The 20,442-nt window shown below is 28.2% G+C and carries 15 protein-coding genes, 1 tRNA gene and 1 pseudogene; 11 read left to right on the forward strand and 6 right to left on the reverse strand.

Translation table 11 applies throughout. The annotated features are described in order from the left end of the window. A pseudogene (locus Q5O29_RS01385) lies at window positions 1-425 on the reverse strand (polynucleotide adenylyltransferase); the annotation flags it as partial. Between the two features lie 87 nt (window positions 426-512). Continuing rightward, complete coding sequence (locus Q5O29_RS01390; protein ID WP_022211238.1) at window positions 513-1,709, reverse strand: L,D-transpeptidase; 1,197 nt, start codon at window positions 1,707-1,709, stop codon at window positions 513-515. A gap of 168 nt (window positions 1,710-1,877) precedes the next feature. On the opposite strand from Q5O29_RS01390, the gene Q5O29_RS01395 reads away from it, so the two are divergent. From Q5O29_RS01395 to Q5O29_RS01405, 3 genes are all read left to right on the forward strand, one after another. Next, window positions 1,878-2,705: a sensor histidine kinase KdpD gene (locus tag Q5O29_RS01395; protein ID WP_022211239.1), complete on the forward strand. Its 828-nt coding sequence runs from the start codon at window positions 1,878-1,880 to the stop codon at window positions 2,703-2,705. A gap of 55 nt (window positions 2,706-2,760) precedes the next feature. Further along, a tRNA-Arg gene (locus tag Q5O29_RS01400) sits at window positions 2,761-2,835 on the forward strand. A 96-nt stretch (window positions 2,836-2,931) separates the two neighbouring features. After that, window positions 2,932-4,062, forward strand: a complete 1,131-nt coding sequence (locus tag Q5O29_RS01405) for a Card1-like endonuclease domain-containing protein (protein ID WP_022211240.1) — start codon at window positions 2,932-2,934, stop codon at window positions 4,060-4,062. Window positions 4,063-4,154: 92 nt separating this feature from the next. On the opposite strand, the gene Q5O29_RS01410 is transcribed toward Q5O29_RS01405, so the two are convergent. The 3 genes from Q5O29_RS01410 to Q5O29_RS01420 form a co-directional block, all read right to left on the reverse strand. Next, window positions 4,155-5,054 (reverse strand): phosphatidylserine decarboxylase, encoded by a 900-nt coding sequence (locus Q5O29_RS01410; RefSeq protein WP_022211241.1) that lies wholly within the window; start codon window positions 5,052-5,054, stop codon window positions 4,155-4,157. Between the two features lie 117 nt (window positions 5,055-5,171). Beyond that, a complete protein-coding gene (locus tag Q5O29_RS01415; RefSeq protein WP_022211242.1) occupies window positions 5,172-6,761 on the reverse strand; it encodes an ABC-F family ATP-binding cassette domain-containing protein in 1,590 nt (529 codons plus the stop codon). A 119-nt stretch (window positions 6,762-6,880) separates the two neighbouring features. Beyond that, window positions 6,881-7,528 (reverse strand): hemolysin III family protein, encoded by a 648-nt coding sequence (locus Q5O29_RS01420; protein WP_022211243.1) that lies wholly within the window; start codon window positions 7,526-7,528, stop codon window positions 6,881-6,883. 214 nt (window positions 7,529-7,742) lie between these two features. Between Q5O29_RS01420 and Q5O29_RS01425 the strand changes: the two genes are divergently transcribed. Then, window positions 7,743-8,321: a DUF1836 domain-containing protein gene (locus Q5O29_RS01425; RefSeq protein WP_022211244.1), complete on the forward strand. Its 579-nt coding sequence runs from the start codon at window positions 7,743-7,745 to the stop codon at window positions 8,319-8,321. Between the two features lie 14 nt (window positions 8,322-8,335). Next, the gene (locus Q5O29_RS01430; RefSeq protein ID WP_022211245.1) at window positions 8,336-10,030 is read left to right on the forward strand and encodes an ABC-ATPase domain-containing protein; all 1,695 of its coding nucleotides are present in this window, start codon (window positions 8,336-8,338) and stop codon (window positions 10,028-10,030) included. 281 nt (window positions 10,031-10,311) lie between these two features. On the opposite strand, the gene Q5O29_RS01435 is transcribed toward Q5O29_RS01430, so the two are convergent. Next, a complete protein-coding gene (locus tag Q5O29_RS01435) occupies window positions 10,312-11,682 on the reverse strand; it encodes a YjiH family protein (RefSeq protein WP_022211246.1) in 1,371 nt (456 codons plus the stop codon). 272 nt (window positions 11,683-11,954) lie between these two features. Here Q5O29_RS01435 and proB point away from each other — a divergent pair, with 272 nt between their 5' ends. The 6 genes from proB to carB all read left to right on the forward strand — a co-directional run bounded on the left by proB (window position 11,955) and on the right by carB (window position 20,177). After that, window positions 11,955-12,761 carry a glutamate 5-kinase gene (gene proB / locus Q5O29_RS01440; protein ID WP_022211247.1) on the forward strand — a complete coding sequence of 269 codons (807 nt, stop codon included), beginning with the start codon at window positions 11,955-11,957 and terminating at the stop codon, window positions 12,759-12,761. Between the two features lie 11 nt (window positions 12,762-12,772). Continuing rightward, window positions 12,773-14,017, forward strand: a complete 1,245-nt coding sequence (locus tag Q5O29_RS01445) for a glutamate-5-semialdehyde dehydrogenase (protein ID WP_022211248.1) — start codon at window positions 12,773-12,775, stop codon at window positions 14,015-14,017. Between the two features lie 242 nt (window positions 14,018-14,259). Further along, window positions 14,260-14,706 carry a GNAT family N-acetyltransferase gene (locus Q5O29_RS01450; protein WP_022211249.1) on the forward strand — a complete coding sequence of 149 codons (447 nt, stop codon included), beginning with the start codon at window positions 14,260-14,262 and terminating at the stop codon, window positions 14,704-14,706. A gap of 129 nt (window positions 14,707-14,835) precedes the next feature. Beyond that, window positions 14,836-15,429 (forward strand): vancomycin high temperature exclusion protein, encoded by a 594-nt coding sequence (locus tag Q5O29_RS01455; protein WP_022211250.1) that lies wholly within the window; start codon window positions 14,836-14,838, stop codon window positions 15,427-15,429. A 479-nt stretch (window positions 15,430-15,908) separates the two neighbouring features. Further along, entirely contained in the window at window positions 15,909-16,958 is a 1,050-nt protein-coding gene (gene carA, locus Q5O29_RS01460) for a glutamine-hydrolyzing carbamoyl-phosphate synthase small subunit (RefSeq protein ID WP_022211251.1), read from the forward strand. Window positions 16,959-16,970: 12 nt separating this feature from the next. Then, the gene (carB, locus tag Q5O29_RS01465) at window positions 16,971-20,177 is read left to right on the forward strand and encodes a carbamoyl-phosphate synthase large subunit (RefSeq protein WP_022211252.1); all 3,207 of its coding nucleotides are present in this window, start codon (window positions 16,971-16,973) and stop codon (window positions 20,175-20,177) included. The last annotated feature ends 265 nt before the right edge of the window (window positions 20,178-20,442 follow it).

The following is a 20,442-nucleotide window of genomic DNA, read 5'->3' on the forward strand; positions in this document are numbered from 1 at the left end:
ATAACCTTATTTTGTAAGTCATCTATACCGTTAAAATAATCAACAAGACCTTCCTTATCATTATAGGCGAAAGCATTTATTGTAAAGTCACGTCTAGATAAGTCTTTTTTAATATCACTTACAAATTCAACTTTTTCAGGATGTCTATTGTCTATATAGTTTCCTTCTGTTCTATAGGTAGTAACTTCAAAATTTTCTTTATCAATTACAACAGTAACTGTGCCATGTTTAATGCCAGTAGGAATTGTTTTAGAAAATAAATCTTCAGTTATTTTTGGTAAGGCAGATGTTGTAATATCAAAATCTTTTGGCTTTAATCCTAGTAAGGAATCACGAACACATCCTCCTACCATAAAGGCTTCATAATTATTATTATAATAAGTGTCAATTATATATTTAACATTTTTAGGTATATTAATATTCATATAAAACATCCTTTTAGATTTTAATAATAAATATTTTAACATATATTATAATATAATCACTATAGAGGCGTTGAGTAAAGTTTTAATTTAATTAATAATAACCTTAGTGTCATCATCAATAGTATCATAAATCCATTTGGCATCTTCTGTATTTAAGCGTATACATCCATGGGAAGAAGGAGTTCCTAGAGTATAATCAAGAATTTGATTTTGACTTTCATCATAAGGTAAAGAATGAAACAAATAATCGCCTAGAAATTGCACCCAGTACTTACCACCTTGACCATAATCTTTAGAATAAAACCATTCACCACGATTAGTTACAGTAAAAATCCCCATAGGAGTATCTTCGCCAGCAATTCCTGTTGAACAAATATATTTATTTACTAGTGACCAATTATTAGTATAGCCATTGTAGATAGAAACAGTTTGATTATTAATATCTACATGAATTAAATATGGTGTATTGCTGGAGATATTTAAAGTGTTAATATTGGTAGAATTTATGGTAGTTGAAATTAAATTAGTGGCTGCTTCATCATCTGAGTATGTTATTGCAGCAAGATAATCAGTACGTTTATCATCAATTTCAGATATTTTGATGTTAATTTTTTCATCATCAGCTGGCAATATTGAAGTATCATAGTTTGATAATAAATCTATAGCTTTGGAAAAGTATTCATTATCAGATAACTTTTCTGCTTCAGCAATGAGATTATTTCTATATTTATTCCTACACTTTTCAAGCATATTTTCAGCCTTGGCATGATAATATTCTTCACTTGTAGGTATTTTTTTTAATAGTTTTATGGCATAAGAAAAATTATTATTATCAAAAGCTTCATTAGCTAGTTCTAAAATAGAATTATAGCCATGAGAAGTTGATGGGCAATAATTTTCATCTAGAACAAGAATTAGTTTATCTAAAGATGAATTTAAAATATTATAAGAATTTATTTCGTTAAGGTAAACTAATGCTTGATACTTTGTAATAGAGTTAATTTTTAGATCTTTACAAAGAGTATCTATCACTGAAGTAAAGTATTTATTTAAGTCAGAGCTTTGGGAATTTTTCTTCAGGACATTGATAATTTTATTATCTGATAAAATTTCTTTGGCTGTTTTAAAATTACCAGAACTAAATTCAGTATAGAAATTATTCATAATATTAGAGTACGAAACATTTATATAGTAATTAAAAGCAATTAAAAGCATAGCTAAAAGTATAAAATAAGTAAAAAATTTAAAAATATTAAATTTTTTAAAGTTTAACTTTTTAAACAAGGTTATCCCTCCTTAGTATATTCATATAATAATGTTTGACAAAAGAGTGAAATTATAAACATTAGATAAGTTTTTTATTTTACTAAAATATCACAAAGAAATTGTAACTGATTGAAAAATATGGTAATATTAAAATAATCAATAAAATATCTTGGGGGATGTAAGTAAATGGAGGATAATAATAGAAAGTTATCAAGTGATGAAAGTAGTTTGATGTCGATAAATGAACTATTGAAGAATAATGATCAATATTTATTAAATATCATTCATGATTTGAGAAGCCATTTAAATGTTATAACATCAGCTGCCCAGTTTATGGAACATAACTATAAAGATGATAAGAGCCTTAAATATATTGAGATAATAAAGAGAAATAGCTTTAAAATGTTAAAGTTAATAAATAATTTAATAGATTCTAACAAAATAAAGAATAATTATTATAAATTAAATAAGAAGAATATTGATATTGTTCCGATGATAGAAAATACTATAAGTTGTATAGAGAAATTTGCTTCGGAGAGAAATATAAACCTTATATTTGACACAAATGAAGAAGAATGTATTATGGCAATAGATCCAGAAGCAATAGATAGGGTTATAATGAATTTATTATCTAATGCAATAAAGTTTTCTAATGAAAATTCAAATATTTATATTAATTTAGTTGTAAAAGATAAAGAAATTGAACTATCTTTTAAAGATGAAGGCTGTGGTATTTCTAAAGAAGAAAAGGAAAGAATTTTTGATAGATTTTATAAAGGGAAAAATAATGACAATATAGAAGGGAGCGGAATTGGCTTAAATTTATGTATGCTTTTTGTTAAAGCTCATGATGGAAAGATATTTTTAGAAAGTGAAATAAATAAGGGTTCTATCTTTACGGTAATTTTACCAAGAAAGATAGAAGATCATATTGAAACAGTAAAAGAAGAAGGCAATTTAATTAATAAAAATCAAGAGGTAGAAATAGAATTTTCTGACACATATAAGTTTTAAAATATATTTTTGTATTGATATATTAATTAGTTTATGTTAATATTAATACTGTTAAGGAGCGTTAGTTAAACGGATATAACACGCCGCTACGGACGGCGCATTAAGGGTTCGATTCCTTTACGCTCTGCCAAACACCGATTTTTATAAATCGGTGTTTTTTTCTTTATTATATTTTTTTTGACAATGGTTAAATTAATAATATAAGTTTATATAAGGCGGTAATTATATGGCATTGTTGATAAATCAATTAGACGAACATAATGAAAGTGGTATTATTTATTTAATTAAAAATAAAATAGAGGAAGTATTGTTTTTATACGATACTGAACAGATAGATTTGATGAAAAGTATAAGGGAATATTATTCATCAAATTTTTCCGATATAAAATTATATGAAGAAATAGTTACTGAAGGTAATATAGATGGCTTGAGGAATATACTTAAAAAATATAAACAAGATGATATGGTTATTAACCTTACTGGTGGAAAGCGAATAAATTCATTAATATTATTGAGTTTATGTAAAGAAAACAAAATTAAATGTTTTTATACAGATATAAGAAAAAAATTTATCTACAGTTTTAATGAACAGTTATTAAAGGTCAATGAAGAAATAGAAGATTTAAATTTACTATCAATAATAAAGGGTTTTGGTGGAAGTATAGTAGATGATTCCTATGAATTATGTTTAAAGGATGATTTAATATATTTTTCAAAGCAAATTTATAATAATTTAGATTTGTGGAATAAACATAAACAAAAATTATATGATAAGTCAATTTTTCTACATGAAGAAAATAATCCTGAAATTATTAATATAGATTATAGTAGAATTGAAGATGAAGAGAGGAATCTTCTTGATTTAATACTTAATAAGATGAAGGAAATGAATGAAATAGCCTTTAGCAAGAATAATGATAAAGTAAAGGTGCGTTTTTTAAATAACTATATTAAGGGATTTATCTTTAAAAGTGGAACATGGTTAGAGATAGCTACTAATAATTTACTTAAGAATATTAAAGAAATAGATGAATGTAGGAATGGCGTTATTTTTTTATGGAATAATGGTAGAAAAACAGTAAGAAATGAATTGGATATAATAGCAGTAAAGGATTCAGTACCTATATGTATATCTTGTAAAGATAGTGATAAGTACAATGAAATGGCTTTAAATGAATTAAATGTTTATGCCAGTAAGATAGGTGGGGAAAATGCTTATAAGATTCTTGTTGCTACAAAAGAGCCAATAAAAGAACCAGTAAAGATGAGAGCAAAGGAAATGGGAATACATCTTGTTATATTTGATGGCAATGAAAAAAAATTTATCAACACAATAAAGAATATAATTAAAAATTGATAATTTAAAGGAGCAGATACTAAAAAGTACTGCTCCTAATTTTATAGTTAAACAGTGAATGTTTCTTTGTATTCACTTAGTTAAGTTGCTTATTAATTAGTAGAAGGACATTTAACCCCAATTTTTTCTCCCATTTGTACCGCTGTTTCAAAGCCTAGGGAAGATTGTATAATGATATCTTCATCTATGTCTACAGTATTGGGTTTAAAGAAGAGAATAGTTGTTGATCCACCAAATTTAAAGTATCCTTTTTCATCACCTTTTGATACTTTTTTATTAGGACAGTAGCTTTGAATTATTGATCCAACGCATGTAGCACCAACCTCTACATGAATTATATCTCCAAAGTTTTCTGATTTAAAAATAGACCATTCTCTTTTATTTTGGCAGTAAAGCTTAGCAACTCTTTCTAAAGCTGTAGGATTTACAGAATAATAATTACCCTTTATAAAGTGATTTTCTAAAGGAACTCCATTATCAATAAAGTGAAAACGGTGATAATCAGTTGGACATAATCTCAAGACTAAACATGTTCCACCTTCATATTCTTTTGCTAGAGCATTATCTTCTAATAATTCAGCCAGGCTATAATGAATATTTTTTACTTGTACTAAGTTTTCCATAGATATATTAGTATAAGCTAGTAATCTTCCATCACCGGGAGAAATAAGTGTATTTGAATTTTTATCAAAAGGTCGTGCTTCTGGAAGTAGTTTTCTTATGAAGAAATCATTAAAACTTTTATAAGTATTTATACTATCAGCACATTTACTCATATCTATAGAAAATGAGTTGATAAATGATTTAATTTTTCTTTTACTAAATTTCGTATTACAATAAAAGCCATAAATTTTTGAAAAAAGCTTTCTTTTTATAAAGAGTTCTAATAAGCTTTTGCCTAAAGGAGATTCATATGTCCATTTAATATATTTTTCTCCAGCCACCTTTTCAATGTCATATTTTCCTGTTTTTCTGTTGTAAATTCGTATCATCACTTAATACCTCAATAAAAGATTTTTAGTATGTATATTATTCATATTATCACATTTTCATAAAAATATGATAAATAAAAAAGTGGCAAAAGCCACTTTAATAATAAAATATATAAATTATAAGCTGAATTTTTCTAAGAATTCATCATATGACATAGATCTATCGAATATTGAACCATTGTCATCAATTCTTATTATTCTATTAGCTATAGTTTGAACGAATTGGTGGTCATGAGAAGCAAATAAAATATTGCTGTTATAATCCTTTAATCCGTTATTTACAGCTGTGATTGATTCAAGGTCTAAGTGGTTAGTAGGACCATCTAAAACTAAGACATTAGCATTAGTAAGCATCATTTTAGAAAGCATACATCTAACCTTTTCTCCTCCTGATAATACGTTAGCTTGTTTTAAAGCTTCTTCTCCAGAGAATAACATTCTACCTAAGAATCCTCTTATATAACTTTCAGATTTTTCTTCAGAATATTGTCTTAACCAGTCAACTAGGTTTAAGTTACAATCATTGAAGTATTCAGAGTTATCCATTGGGAAGTAAGCAGATGTTATTGTAATTCCCCATTTGTATGAACCTGCATCTGGTTCCATTTCGCCATTGATTATTTTAAATAAAGTAGTTATGGCAATTTCGTTACCAACGAAAGCTATCTTGTCTTCTTTATTAACTCTGAAGCTTACATTATCTAATACTTTAACACCATCGATAGTCTTGCTTAATCCTTCAACTGTTAAGATATCATTTCCAACTTCTCTTTCAGGTTTGAATCCAACGAATGGATATCTTCTGCTTGATGGTTGAATATCATCTAAAGTGATTTTATCTAATAATTTCTTACGAGATGTGGCTTGCTTAGATTTAGAAGCATTAGCACTGAATCTAGCAATGAAGTCTTGTAATTCTTTAATTTTTTCTTCTTTTTTCTTGTTTTGATCTTTAGCCATTTGAGCAGCTAATTGGCTTGATTCATACCAGAAGTCGTAGTTACCAACATATAATTTTATTTTTCCAAAGTCAACATCAGCCATGTGAGTACAAACTTCATTTAAGAAGTGTCTATCATGTGATACTACTATAACTGTACCTTCAAAGTCACCTAAGAAGTTTTGAAGCCATCTAATTGATTTAATATCTAAGTGGTTAGTAGGTTCATCTAGGATTAATATTCCAGGATTTCCAAATAAAGCTTGAGCAAGTAATACTTTTACCTTTTCTGCTCCTGTAAGTTCTGCAATTTTTTTATAGTGCATATCAGTTCCGATACCTAAACCTTGTAAAAGTGATGATGCTTCAGATTCAGCTTCCCATCCGTTTAACTCAGCAAATTCACCTTCAAGTTCAGATGCTTTAATACCATCTTCATCTGTGAAATCTGGCTTAGCATATAAAGCATCTTTTTCTTTCATTATGTCATATAATCTTTTATTACCCATTATAACAGTTTCTAAAACTTCGAAATCATCATATTGGTAATGATCTTGTTTTAAGACTGACATTCTAGTATTTGGAGCAATTACAACTTCACCAGTGTTTGGTTCAACTTCTCCAGCTAATATTTTTAAAAATGTACTCTTACCAGCACCATTGGCACCTATAACACCATAACAGTTACCAGGAGTAAATTTTATATTTACATCTTCAAATAATTTACGAGAACCATATCTTAAACTAACGTTTAATACATTTATCACTAAATCTACCTCATTTCATTTATTATTCTTTCGATATTATAACATAAATTAATATTAAATAAATGAAAATATGCAATATTAGGATAGTAAATTAGTGAGAAAACTGTAAAAAAACATTGCTATATTACATAGCAAAATACTGAAATAAAGTGACTTAAGCTTCCTAATATAATAAATATGTGAAAAATTTCATGAAATTCAAATTTACCGATTTTTAATTTAGCAGGCTTTGCACCATAGATTATTCCACCAACTGTATATAGTACGCCACCAAGTACTAGCCAAAATATGCTCATGACAGGAAGATTAGCACATAGCGGTTTTAGCATAAAAATTGAGGCCCAGCCCATTCCTATATACATAGAAGTTTGTAACCATCTTGGACAATTAAACCAACAAAGCTTAAATACTATACCAATTATTGCAATAGTAAACATAATTAAAAGCATAGGCAATCCAATTGAATTTCTTAAAGAAATTAAACAAAATGGAGCATAAGATCCAGCAATTAAAACGAAAATCATTGAATGATCTAATTTTTGGAAAAAATTAATAACTTTTTCACTAGACATTATTCCATGATATGTTCCAGAAACTGTATAAAGTAATATTAAACAGATACCGAATATTGTAACAGAAATTATAGAAGTAAAGTTTGGATCAGTTAATACAACTTTTGATAGCATAGCGATTAATGCAATAAAAGATAGTATTGCTCCAGCTAAATGAGTAATAGAATTTATAGGTTCTCTAAGTTTATTTATCATCAAAAGCACCTCACAATTAATATAGTTTTTTAAACTACTTATTACTATATTAATATTATGAGATGTATATAGATATATGTCAAAAGTCATTAATCTCGAAATTTTGGGATATTTTATTGAAAAATAAGATTAACATTGAAATTTTAATAAAATACTATTAATATTAAATTATATTAACTGTATGATATAGTTTTAGAAACTATATGGAGGTATTATGGAAGTTAAAGATATTTTTAATGAAATGAATTTTGATAATAGAATTGAACTGGAAGAAATGCCAGAGCTTGATTTATATATGGATCAAGTTATACAACTTTTTGAAAATAAACTTTCTTCGTTAAAGAGGAATGATGAAGAAAAGATATTAACTAAAACAATGATTAATAATTATGCTAAGGGTAAACTATTATTACCTATTAAAAATAAAAAATATACTAAAGAACATCTTATTATGATGGCTTTTATTTATAATTTAAAAGGTGCATTATCTATAAATGATATTAAGATTAGCCTTGATGAAGTTATAGCAAATTATAGTGAAGAAAAATCTAATGATTTAAGAGAGTTATATAATAACTACTTATATGAAAGTAAAGAGGATGAAGAAATTTTTAAAAGTAGTATTAAAGAAAAAATAGAAGAATTGGATAATAGAGTTTGTACATCAGAGAATTTATCAAATGATTATAAAAAGAATTTTCTTCTTTTATGTTCATTAGTAAATATGAGTAATATGTATAGAAGAGCCAGTGAAAAATTAATAGATGAGTTTTTTACAAAAAATAATGAATAAAAGGAGAAAGAGAAATGAAGAGTTCTGTGGAGCTTAAAAATGAACTTTTTAAGATTGATGGTAAAGGGTATAAGGCATATAAAGTATTAGAAGGAAAATATGATTTTAAAAAATATGTTTTATCCATAGATCATGTTCAGGGAGATCCATTTGCTTCACCATCAAGAGTAAGGATTATTATTGATAATAAAATTGCTCAAATTCCTGAAGAGTTATTTGATAATAAGAATAAGGAAATTGCTGTATGTGATTTTTTAACTAGATTATTTAGCAAAAATATCAAAAATCAAAGTGAGAAAATATTTGGTTCTGGAAAAAGTGGTTTAATTGAAATAAGTAGATGTCCACAAGAAATATTAGAAAGAACAGCAATTATAAGAAATAAAAATTTTTTTGAAGCAAGATTTTATGTAGGATTTCCAGCTAGAGGAAGAAGCGTGTTAGCAAGAGAGTTAGAAAAGATAATATTTAATATAATTCCTAACATAGTGGAAAATACATTTATTTATAAAAATATTAATAAATTAAATTTAATTAATAGAGTTAAATTAATAGAAGATCAGTTTTATATAAGAAAAAATCTTAAGGAAAAAGGGTTGGTAGCTTTTGTGGCCAATGAATCAATATTACCTAGAGAAAGTGGTGTTTCTGCAAGGCCATTAAGAAATGGTAAGAAATTTATTTCACCACAAGCTTTAGAAGTGGAATTTGATACGCCAAATAGAGGGAAGATAAAAGGGATGGGAATACCAAAAGGAATAACTCTTATTATAGGAGGGGGATACCATGGAAAATCAACTTTATTAAGGGCATTAGAATTAGGTATATATAATCATATAGAAGGTGATGGCAGAGAGTTTGTAATTACAGATGAAAGTGCATTGAAAGTAAGAGCTGAAGATGGTAGGGCAATAACATCAACGGATATTTCTTTATTTATTAATAATTTGCCTAATGGAAAAGATACCATTAAATTTAATACGGAAAATGCCAGTGGAAGTACTTCTCAAGCCGCTAATATTATTGAAGCAATAGAAAGTAAGTCTAAAGTTCTTTTAATAGATGAAGATACATCAGCTACTAACTTTATGATTAGAGATGATATAATGCAGCAGCTGGTGGTTAAGGAAAAGGAGCCAATAACTCCATTCATAGATGTGGCAAAAAGTTTATATAAACAATTAGGAATTTCAACTATTTTGGTAGCAGGAAGTTGTGGTGATTTCTTTGATATAGCAGATTTAGTGATACAGATGGATAGTTATGAACCATATGAAGTGACAGCTAAGGCAAAAGAATTAAGCAGAGGAAAAGTAAGCTTAAGAGATGATTTAGATATAAGTATTGATTTTGGAAGAGTTTTAGATAAGGGCTCTATTTCTGAAGGACCTAAAGGTATTAAGATTAAAACCTTAGGAAAAGATGGGTTATCTATTAATAAAGAGAATATTGATTTAAAGTCAGTGGAGCAAATTGTTGATGGTGAACAAATAAATACTATTGGTATGGCAATTAAATTTATAGAAGATAAATATTCTGGCAAAGATTTAACCATTGAAAAAATAGCAGATGAAATAGAAAAGGATATTACTAAAAATTTAATAGGTATAGATAACATAAAAGGTGGAAATGGAAGTTTGGCTATGCCGAGAAAACAAGAAATACTTTGTGCAATAAACAGACTTAGAACTTTAAAAATTAAAAAATAATTTTTAAAGATAAACTTATATAATTATAAATTAAGAATGATGAGTTATGAATTTTAATTCACCTCATTAATTCTTAATTTTTTATTTATATGTAAATTTATAGAAAAATTAATAAAAAATGTAGAATAAATTTTTAAAGTATGGTAATATTAGTTATATAAAGAAATAATAGCCTGTTGGTCAAGCGGTGAAGACGGCACCCTCTCACGGTGCAATCAGGGGTTCGATTCCCCTACGGGTCACCACATAAAAAAAGCAGTACGGAGATACTGCTTTTTTTATTAAAATAGTAAATTTGCTATTAATACTATCACTGGTAGTGTAACTAAAGTTCTTTCCAAAAATATTAGTATTAAGTCTTTTAAATTTACAGGTATTTTTGACCCTAGTAAAAGTCCACCTACTTCAGACATATATACAAGTTGTGTTACTGATACACAAGCAACTATAAATTTTGTCATTTCATTAGTTATTGTATTAGCAGCTAAAACAGATGGTAATAACATATCTGCAAAGCCAACAATTAATGTTTGAGATGCAGCTGTAGCTTCAGGAACCTGAAGAAGTTTTAAAATAGGTATAAAAGGTGTACCTAATACCTGGAATATAGTTGTATACTCAGCTATTATTAAAGCAAGTGTAGCAAGACACATAACCACAGGTAAAACTCCAAGCCACATATCTAATACATTCTTAAATCCTTCAGTAAAGAATTTTTTTATATCATAAGCGTTAACAGCTTTTTCTAATGCATTTTTATATCCCCATGAAAAAGAGTTATATCCTTCAGGAATTACCTCTAAATTTTCCTTAATATTGTCATTATAATACGTATCACTTTTTCTTGATAAAGGTGGTATTCTTGGAACAATTATAGCAGCAACAATTCCAGCAAAAGAAACTGTTAAATAAAATGGAATAAACATATGAGAAAGTCCAACTTGACTTATAACTATTAAACTAAATGTAATTGATACAGCAGAAAAAGTAGTACTTATTGTAGCAGCTTCTCTTTTTGTATAAAATCCATCTTCGTATTGCTTACTAGTAAGCAATATTCCAAGTGTACCGTCACCAAGCCATGAAGTGATACAATCAATTGATGAACGTCCAGGTAATTTGAATATTGGTCTCATAACTTTTGTTAATAATGCACCAAAGAATTCTAAAAGTCCAAAATTTAAAAGTAATGGTAATAGTAAACCTGCAAATAAGAAAATAGAAAATAAAACTGTTAATAGATCGTTTAACACAAAGGCACCAGTTGAATCTCCAATAATAAATTCAGAACCTATACCAAAAAGAGTTAATAAACTAAATATTGCACCAAATATTCTTGCTAAAAGCCATAAAGGTCCAACATTAAATAATGTTTTTAAAAAGCTATTTTCTAAAATGAATTTTGGCTTGAATATTTTAGTAATTATACTAATTACAGCAGAAATTACTAAAATAAAAGTTATTATGTAAATTAATGATGAACCTAAAAAGTTTACTAAAGCATTTGAAAAAATAGCTACTGGAATAGTTATTTGGTCATTATACTTAATAGGAATCATAAAAAGAATTATTCCTAATAAAGAAGGTAGTATAAATTTTAAATTGTTTTTTATATTAGAATTTGAATTATATTTTATATTTGAACCTTCCATTTCTTCCTCCTTTACATATATTAAAAATTTATAAATATACACTAGTATTCATTCTATATGCAAAAATATTAAAAATCAAGAGTGAATATGTGCAAAAAAGTTAAATATTTAATTATAGTTTGGATAAATTTAAGGATAAATATAGCTTTGTAATTAAAAATATAGAAAAATAGAATAAAAGTAATTATAATTAAATAAAAAATACTTTATTATTTTATTTCGATAGAACATAAACATAAAAGGATAAGAAAAACTATGTAGGAGCTGGGATAGTGGATTATAGACAAAATATTAAAAACCATAAGAGGATAGTAGTCAAAGTAGGGACTTCAACATTAACATATAGCAATGGCAATATAAATTTATCAAGAATAGAAAAATTAACTAGAGTATTATCAGATTTAATGAATAGCGGTAAAGAAGTAGTTCTTGTTACTTCAGGAGCTGTTGGCGTAGGGGTAAATAAGCTTAAACTTAAAGAAAGACCAAAAACAATAAAGGAAAAACAGGCAGCTGCAGCTATTGGTCAAAGTGAGCTTATGCATATATATAGTAAGTTGTTCGGGGAATATAGCCATATAGTAGGGCAAGTATTGTTGACAAGGGATGTAGTTGAAGATGACCATGTAAGAAAAAATGTTGTTAATACTTTTGAGACATTAATTGAAAATAAAATAATTCCAATAGTAAATGAAAATGATACAGTAGCTATAGATGAAATTGAAAATATAGTTAAGTTTGGTGATAATGATAATTTATCAGCAATTGTTGCAGGATTAGTATCAGCAGATTTATTAATAATATTATCAGATATAGATGGATTCTATGATTCTGATCCAAGAAAAAATCCAGATTCAAAGATGATTAAGGAAGTAATTGAAATTACTAGAGAATTAGAAGAATGTGCTGGAGGAGCAGGAACAAGTTTTGGAACAGGAGGAATGGCCACAAAATTAACAGCTGCTAAAACAGCTACAAATTTTGGGGTTGATATGATATTAGCTAATGGAGATGATCCAAAAATTCTTTTTGATATAGTTAATGGAGAGGAAATAGGAACGTTATTTATTAAAAAGTAGGGGAGGTAAATATGAGTAGTTTAATTAGTTTAGGGAAGAAAGCTAAAGAAGCAAGTTATATTTTAGGTAATCTTTCTTCTAAAGATAAAAATGATGCATTATATGCTATGGCAGATTTTCTTATTGAAAATTCTAAAGTAATAATTGAAGCCAATAAGAAGGATCTAGAAACATCAAGAATAAAAGGAACTAGTGAAAGTATGCTTGATAGATTGGCTTTAAATGAAGCAAGAATTGAAGGTATGGCTAATTGTCTTAGACAGGTAGCGGCACTTGAAGATCCTGTAGGCGAAGTTTTAGGAATGTGGACTAGACCCAACGGATTACAAATAGGTAAGAAGAGAGTTCCTATGGGTGTTATAGGAATTATATATGAGGCAAGACCAAATGTTACTAGTGATGCAGCGGGACTTTGCTTTAAATCAGGAAATGCTGTGATTTTAAGAGGTGGAAGTGAAGCAATAAATTCTAATAAAGCTATTGCAGAAGCGTTAAGAGAAGGGTTAAAGTCTGTAGGATTAGTGGAAGATGCAGTACAATTAGTAGAAGATACATCTAGAGAAGTTGCCACAGAAATGATGAAACTAAATGATTATATAGATGTATTAATACCTAGAGGTGGAGCAGGTCTTATAAAAGCTGTAGTTAATAATGCAACAGTACCTGTTATTGAAACTGGAACAGGAAATTGCCATATATATGTAGATGAAGATTGTGATTTTGAAATGGCAAAAAATATTATAGTTAATGCTAAAACTTCAAGACCATCAGTATGTAATGCAGCAGAAAAGTTATTAATTAATGAAAAGATAGCAGGAAAGTTTATGCCAATTATCTTTGAAGCATTAAGGGAAAATGGTGTTGAAATAAGAGGCGATGAATCACTAAAAGCCTTAGATGATAGTGTTATTTTAGCATCTGAAGAAGAGTGGTATAATGAATATTTAGATTATACTATTGGTGTAAAAATAATTAAAGATATAGATGAAGCTATTAATCATATAAATAAATTTGGTTCAGGGCATTCAGAAGCTATAGTTACTAAGAGTTATGAAGCCTCTCAAATATTCCTTCAAAAAGTTAATGCAGCAGCTGTATATGTTAATGCATCAACAAGATTTACTGATGGAGAGGAATTGGGATTTGGAGCAGAAATAGGAATAAGCACCCAAAAGCTTCATGCAAGAGGGCCAATGGGACTTAAAGAACTTACAACTATTAAGTATATTATTTTTGGTAATGGACAAATAAGATAATAAGAAATAGGCATTTTTTATATGCCTATTTCTTATTTTGATATATTTCAAAAATTTTTAAAGTTTATTAATTCTTAAAGTGAAAAAAATCCTAGTGTTATTAAGTTAGGGGGATAAATAACTCTAGGTTAGGAGTAATAATAAATTTTAACTACTTTATAATATTATAATAACTTATTAATATGTCAATTTAGTGTCATATTAATAAATAAATTAAAAAAATTAACATTAGGAGGAAATTTATGAAATTTAGGATTTGTAAATTTAATGAGCTTACAGCTATGGAGATGTATGAAATAGCTAGATCAAGGTTTGAAGTATTTGCAATGGAACAAAAAATAATTCAAGAACCTGAATTAGATGGAATAGATAATGAATGTTATCAGGTTTTCTATATGGATAATAATAGAGTTGTAGCATATTGTAGAATAGTGCCTGCAGGAGTTGCCTATAATAATATATCTTTAGGAAGAGTATTAGTGCTAAATGATTATAGAAGGAAAGGCTTAGCACTAATAATGATAAAAGAGGCTCTTAAATTTATAAAAGAAGAGTTGCAGGAAGATACTGTAGTATTATCAGGTCAAGTTTATGCAAAAGGATTATATGAAAGTGTTGGATTTAAGATAATATCAGATGTATATGATGAAGTTGGTATCCCTCATGTGAAAATGAAAATTGAATTATAGTGGGCTTAGTATTGACTAAACTCTTTTTTCTATATAAATATACAAGAAAAATTTACAAGCAATAAAAAATAAGTACAAAAGTAAAAAAGATATCATACTATGGTACAAAGAAAAAAGAGGTGAGAATAAGTGGTTTATTTAATCGCATTTTGTTTGTTTTTAATATTAACTATATTAACTATATTTGGTATATATGAATACTATGAAAGAAAATATATAGTAAATTTAAAAGAGCTTCCAAAGTCTTATGATGTAATTATTGTGCTTGGTGCTGGTATAAGGCCTGATGGTACTCCTTGTGATATATTAAAAGATAGGTTATTTACAGCTGCAAAGGTATATAATGAATGTATATGTAGGAAAGTTCTTTTAACAGGTGAACATAAAGATGAAGATTATAGTGAGATATTTTCTATGAAGAACTGGATAATGCAATATAATATTCCAGAAAAAGATATAATTCTTGATGGATATGGATATTGTACTTACGATAGCATTTTTAGGGCAAAATATAAATTAAAAATTAATAAAGCTATAATAGCAACTAATAGATATCATTTGCCAAGAGCAATTTATATTGCTAGGAAGATTGGGATTGAAGCATATGGTATTGCTTCAGACTTAAGGCAATATGATAGAATGAAAAAATATATAAAAAGAGAAAAATTAGCACAAATTAAAGATTTCTTTTTAGTTAACTTTTCACTGAATAAGGGAAAATAGTTGCAGGGGGAGTAAATATTGAGTAATTACGTATTAATAACTGGTGGAAGTGATGGCATTGGTTTAGAGCTAGCAAAATTATTTTAAAAACTAACAAAATTTAAAATAAAATTTGAATATTTAATCTTGACAATAAGTGGAAAAAAATATAGAATAGTATAAAAGAATAATAAAAATAGTTAAAAAGTACACTTTAAATTGGTTCAGAGAGGCCAGAAAGGAGTATGTAGGTATGTTATACGCAAAACACTATAACTATAGTTACATCGTTGAATTATTAAATAAGTTTTCTAACCACGGTTTTAAATATTTAAAGGATAATAAGGAGATAATTTTACATTAAATTATCTCTCTATTATCCTTTTCTTTTTAAGGATTTTTGTAAGTGAGAAACAAGCAAAAGGCATTTAAGATTGAGAAGTTTATAGGTGTATTTTTAAAAAAAAGTTTATACATAAAGCTAAAGGGAGGACTAAATAATGAAAGCAAGGCTTATACTTGAAAATGGAATGATTTTTGAAGGCAATGCATTTGGGTATTTAAAAGAAAGTGTTGGAGAAGTTGTATTTACTACAGGAATGACAGGATATCAAGAAATTCTAACAGATCCGTCATACTATGGTCAGATTGTAATAATGACATATCCTCTTATAGGAAACTACGGAATAAACCTAGAAGATTCAGAATCTAATATGCCAAAGGTAAAAGGATTTGTTGTAAGAGAAAACTGTCATTTTCCAAATAATTTTAGATGTGAGATGCAATTAGATGATTATTTAAAACAAAATAAGATAATAGGTCTAGAGGGAATAGATACAAGGGCTTTAACAAAAATATTAAGAAATAATGGAACTATGAAAGGTATTATTTCTTTAGAAAGTGAATCATTAGATACAGTGAAAGAAAAAATGGAAGGCTTTTCAAATAAAGAAGCAGTTAAAATAGTAACTACTAAAAAGCAATATACCATTGAAGGTTCAGGCAAACATGTAGCTATAATTGATTTTGGTATAAAGGCAAATATAATAAAAAACTTTAAAAAGAGAGGCTGTAAAATCACAATATTCCCAATGGATGTAGATGCCCATGAAGTTTTAGCAGTAAATCCTGATTTAGTATTTTTATCAAATGGCCCTGGAGATCCAGAGGATTTAACAGAAGTAATAGAAAATGTTAAAAAGTTAGTAGGGGTAAAACCAATAGTAGGTATTTGCTTAGGCCATCAATTATTAGCATTAACACTTGGTGGACATACTACTAAATTAAAATTTGGACATAGAGGATGCAACCATCCAGTTAAAGATTTAGAGACAAATAGGGTTCATATTACATCACAAAATCATGGATATGTGGTAAATGAGTTACCAGAAGATGTGGTAGCAACACATATAAACATAAATGATGGAACTGTGGAAGGTATGAAACATACTAAACTACCAATATATTCAGTTCAATTTCATCCAGAGGCTGCAGCAGGACCAAAGGATAGCGAATATATATTTGATAAATTTATGGAATATGCACTTTAGGAGGATTTTAAGATGCCATTAAATAGAGATATTAAAAAAGTTTTAGTTATAGGATCAGGTCCAATTATTATAGGTCAAGCAGCAGAGTTCGATTATTCAGGAACTCAGGCATGCCAAGCATTAAAAGAAGAAGGGGTAGAAGTTGTTTTAGTAAATTCTAACCCAGCTACTATAATGACAGATAAGGAAGTTGCAAACAAAATTTATATAGAGCCATTAACAATAGAGTTTGTGGAAAAAGTAATTGCTAAAGAAAAACCAGATAGCTTACTTGCAGGAATGGGTGGACAAACAGGGCTAAATCTTGCTGTAGACTTGCATGATGCAGGAATATTAGATAAATATAATGTAAAAGTAATAGGAACTTCAATAGAATCTATTAAAGAAGGGGAAGACAGAGAACTATTTAGAGACATGATGAATAGAATCAATGAACCTGTTATCACTTCAGAAATAGTAACAGATATGGAAGCAGGGATAGCTTTTGCAAATAAGATAGGATATCCAGTTATAGTAAGACCAGCATATACTCTTGGAGGTACTGGTGGTGGTATAGCTGAAAATCAAGATGAATTAAAGGTTATCTTAGCTTCAGGTTTACAATTAAGTACAATAGGACAAGTTTTATTAGAAAAATCAGTTAAGGGATGGAAAGAAGTAGAATATGAAGTGATGAGAGATTCTTACGGAAACTGCATAACTGTATGTAACATGGAAAATATCGATCCAGTAGGTATTCATACAGGTGACAGTATAGTAGTGGCACCATCTCAAACTTTATCAGATAAAGAATATCAAATGCTTAGAACAGCAGCTATTAATATTATAAATGCTGTAGGAATAGAAGGTGGATGTAATGTACAGTTTGCCTTAAATCCAAATTCATTTGAATATGCAGTAATAGAAATTAATCCAAGAGTTTCAAGATCATCAGCACTAGCTTCCAAAGCAACAGGATATCCAATAGCAAAGTTAGCAGCTAAGATAGCTTTAGGTTATGGTTTAGATGAAATAAAAAATGCAGTAACGCAAAAGACTTATGCATGTTTTGAACCTACTTTAGATTATGTAGTGGTGAAGATTCCTAAATGGCCATTTGATAAATTCTTTACAGCAGATAGAGAGCTTGGAACAAAGATGATGGCAACTGGAGAAGTAATGGCTATTGGTGCTAACTTAGAAGCTGCTTTATTAAAAGGTATAAGAAGTTTAGAAATAGGAAAATACTCTTTAGACCATCCAAAGTTTAAGGAAATGAGCATTCAAGAATTAAAAGAAGCAGTAATGAAGCCAGATGATGAAAGATTATTTGCTTTAACAGAAATGATAAGAAGAGATTATAGAATAGAAAGTATTGCTAAGATAACAGGTATCGATATGTTCTTCTTAGAAAAATTCAAATGGATAGTTCAGGAAGAAACAAGATTAAAATTATCTTCTATAGATAAATTAGATAAGGAATGGCTATTAAAGCTTAAGAAAAAAGGATTTTCAGATAAAGCAATAGCAGATATGCTTAGAGTTACACCAGATGATATTTATAGATTAAGAAATATATGGAACATAAAGCCAGCATATAAAATGGTTGATACATGTGGTGGAGAATTTGAAGCATTATCACCTTACTATTATTCAACTTATGAACAATATGATGAAGTTGAAGTTTCAGATAAGAAGAAGGTAATTGTAATTGGTTCAGGACCAATAAGAATAGGTCAAGGCATTGAGTTTGATTATGCATCAGTACATTGTGTAATGGCTCTTAAGAAAATGGGCATTGAAACTATAATTGTAAATAACAATCCAGAAACAGTAAGTACAGACTTTAATATTTCAGATAAGTTATACTTTGAGCCATTAACTGAAGAAGATGTATTAAATATAATTGAAAAAGAAAATCCAGATGGAGTAATACTTCAATTTGGTGGGCAAACAGCCATAAAGTTAGCTAACTTCTTAAAGGAAAAGGGTATTAAGACTTTAGGAACTACAGCTGATCAAATTGATATGGCTGAAGATAGAGAGAAGTTTGAAGAATTACTTGAAAAGTTTGATATAGCAAGACCTAAGGGAAGAGGTGTATGGACTTTAGAAGAAGGTATTGAAGAGGCAAGAAGACTTGGATTCCCAGTACTTGTTAGACCTTCATATGTATTAGGTGGGCAAGGCATGGAAATAACTTATGATGAAGAAGAATTAATATATTACTTAAAAAATGCCTTTATAAAGGATAAGAAAAATCCAATTTTAATTGATAAATATTTAATGGGTAGAGAGATAGAAGTAGATGCTATATCTGATGGAGAAAATATCTTAATTCCAGGTATCATGGAACATTTAGAAAGAGCAGGAGTTCACTCAGGAGATTCTGTAACCATGTATCCAAGTCAAAATATCAGTGATAAGATTAAGGCGGATGTTTTAGATTATACTAAGAAGCTTGCTTTAGCAATTGGTATAAGAGGTATGATTAATATTCAGTTTATAGAGTTTGATGGGAAACTATATGTTATAGAAGTTAATCCAAGAGCTTCAAGAACAGTACCATATATAAGTAAGGTTAGTGGAGTGCCAATTGTTGATATAGCAACAAAGGTAATGCTAGGAGAAAAATTAGTTGATTTAGGATATGGAATAGATATATATCCAGAACCAGAACTAGTGTCAGTAAAAGTGCCAGTATTTTCAACTCAAAAACTTCCTAAGGTTGAAGTATCTTTAGGACCTGAAATGAAATCTACAGGAGAAGTTTTAGGTGTTGGTAGAAATGTTAAGGAAGCATTATATAAAGGTTTTGTAGCAGCTAATATGTATCCTTCTAATGAAAAAGGAAAAATACTAGCCACAATTAATAAGCATGATAAAGTTGAATTCTTACCAATAGCAAAGGAATTAGCAAAGGCAGGGTATAAATTTATTGCTACAGAAGGAACTTGCAAATTATTAAGAGAAGCTGGTATAGAAGTAGAACAAGTAAGAAAACTTAATGAAGAATCACCAAACATCCTTGATATAATTAAAAATAAAGAAGTAGATTTGGTAGTTAATACACCTACTAAAGGAAATGACTCTAAGAGAGATGGTTTCTTAATAAGAAGAGCAGCTGTTGAAAGAAATATAGGAGTAATTACGGCACTGGATACTTTAAGAGCTATAGCAGATGTAAAAGTTGAAGAAATTGAAAATAACAATTTAGAAGTTTTTAACATGGCAGAGTAGAAAAAAAGTGGGCATTAAAGCCCAAAAAAAGAATCAGTTCGCATTAGATTTAAGCGAACTGATTTTTTTTATAAACTTTATTTATATTAAACAAAAATTTGTTCAAAATTTAATCTGTGGATAATGTGGATAACATTTCACAAACTGTGGATAACTAAAGAGAAAAATACTTAAAGCATATATTTTTACTAATAAGATAATATAAGATATACTATATATATGTAAAGTAAAAATAATCTTTAATAGAGAAGATATAAATTGGAGT

Source organism: Clostridium sp. CAG:265, from assembly GCF_000436575.1.
Lineage (GTDB): Bacteria > Bacillota > Clostridia > Clostridiales > Clostridiaceae > Clostridium > Clostridium lentum.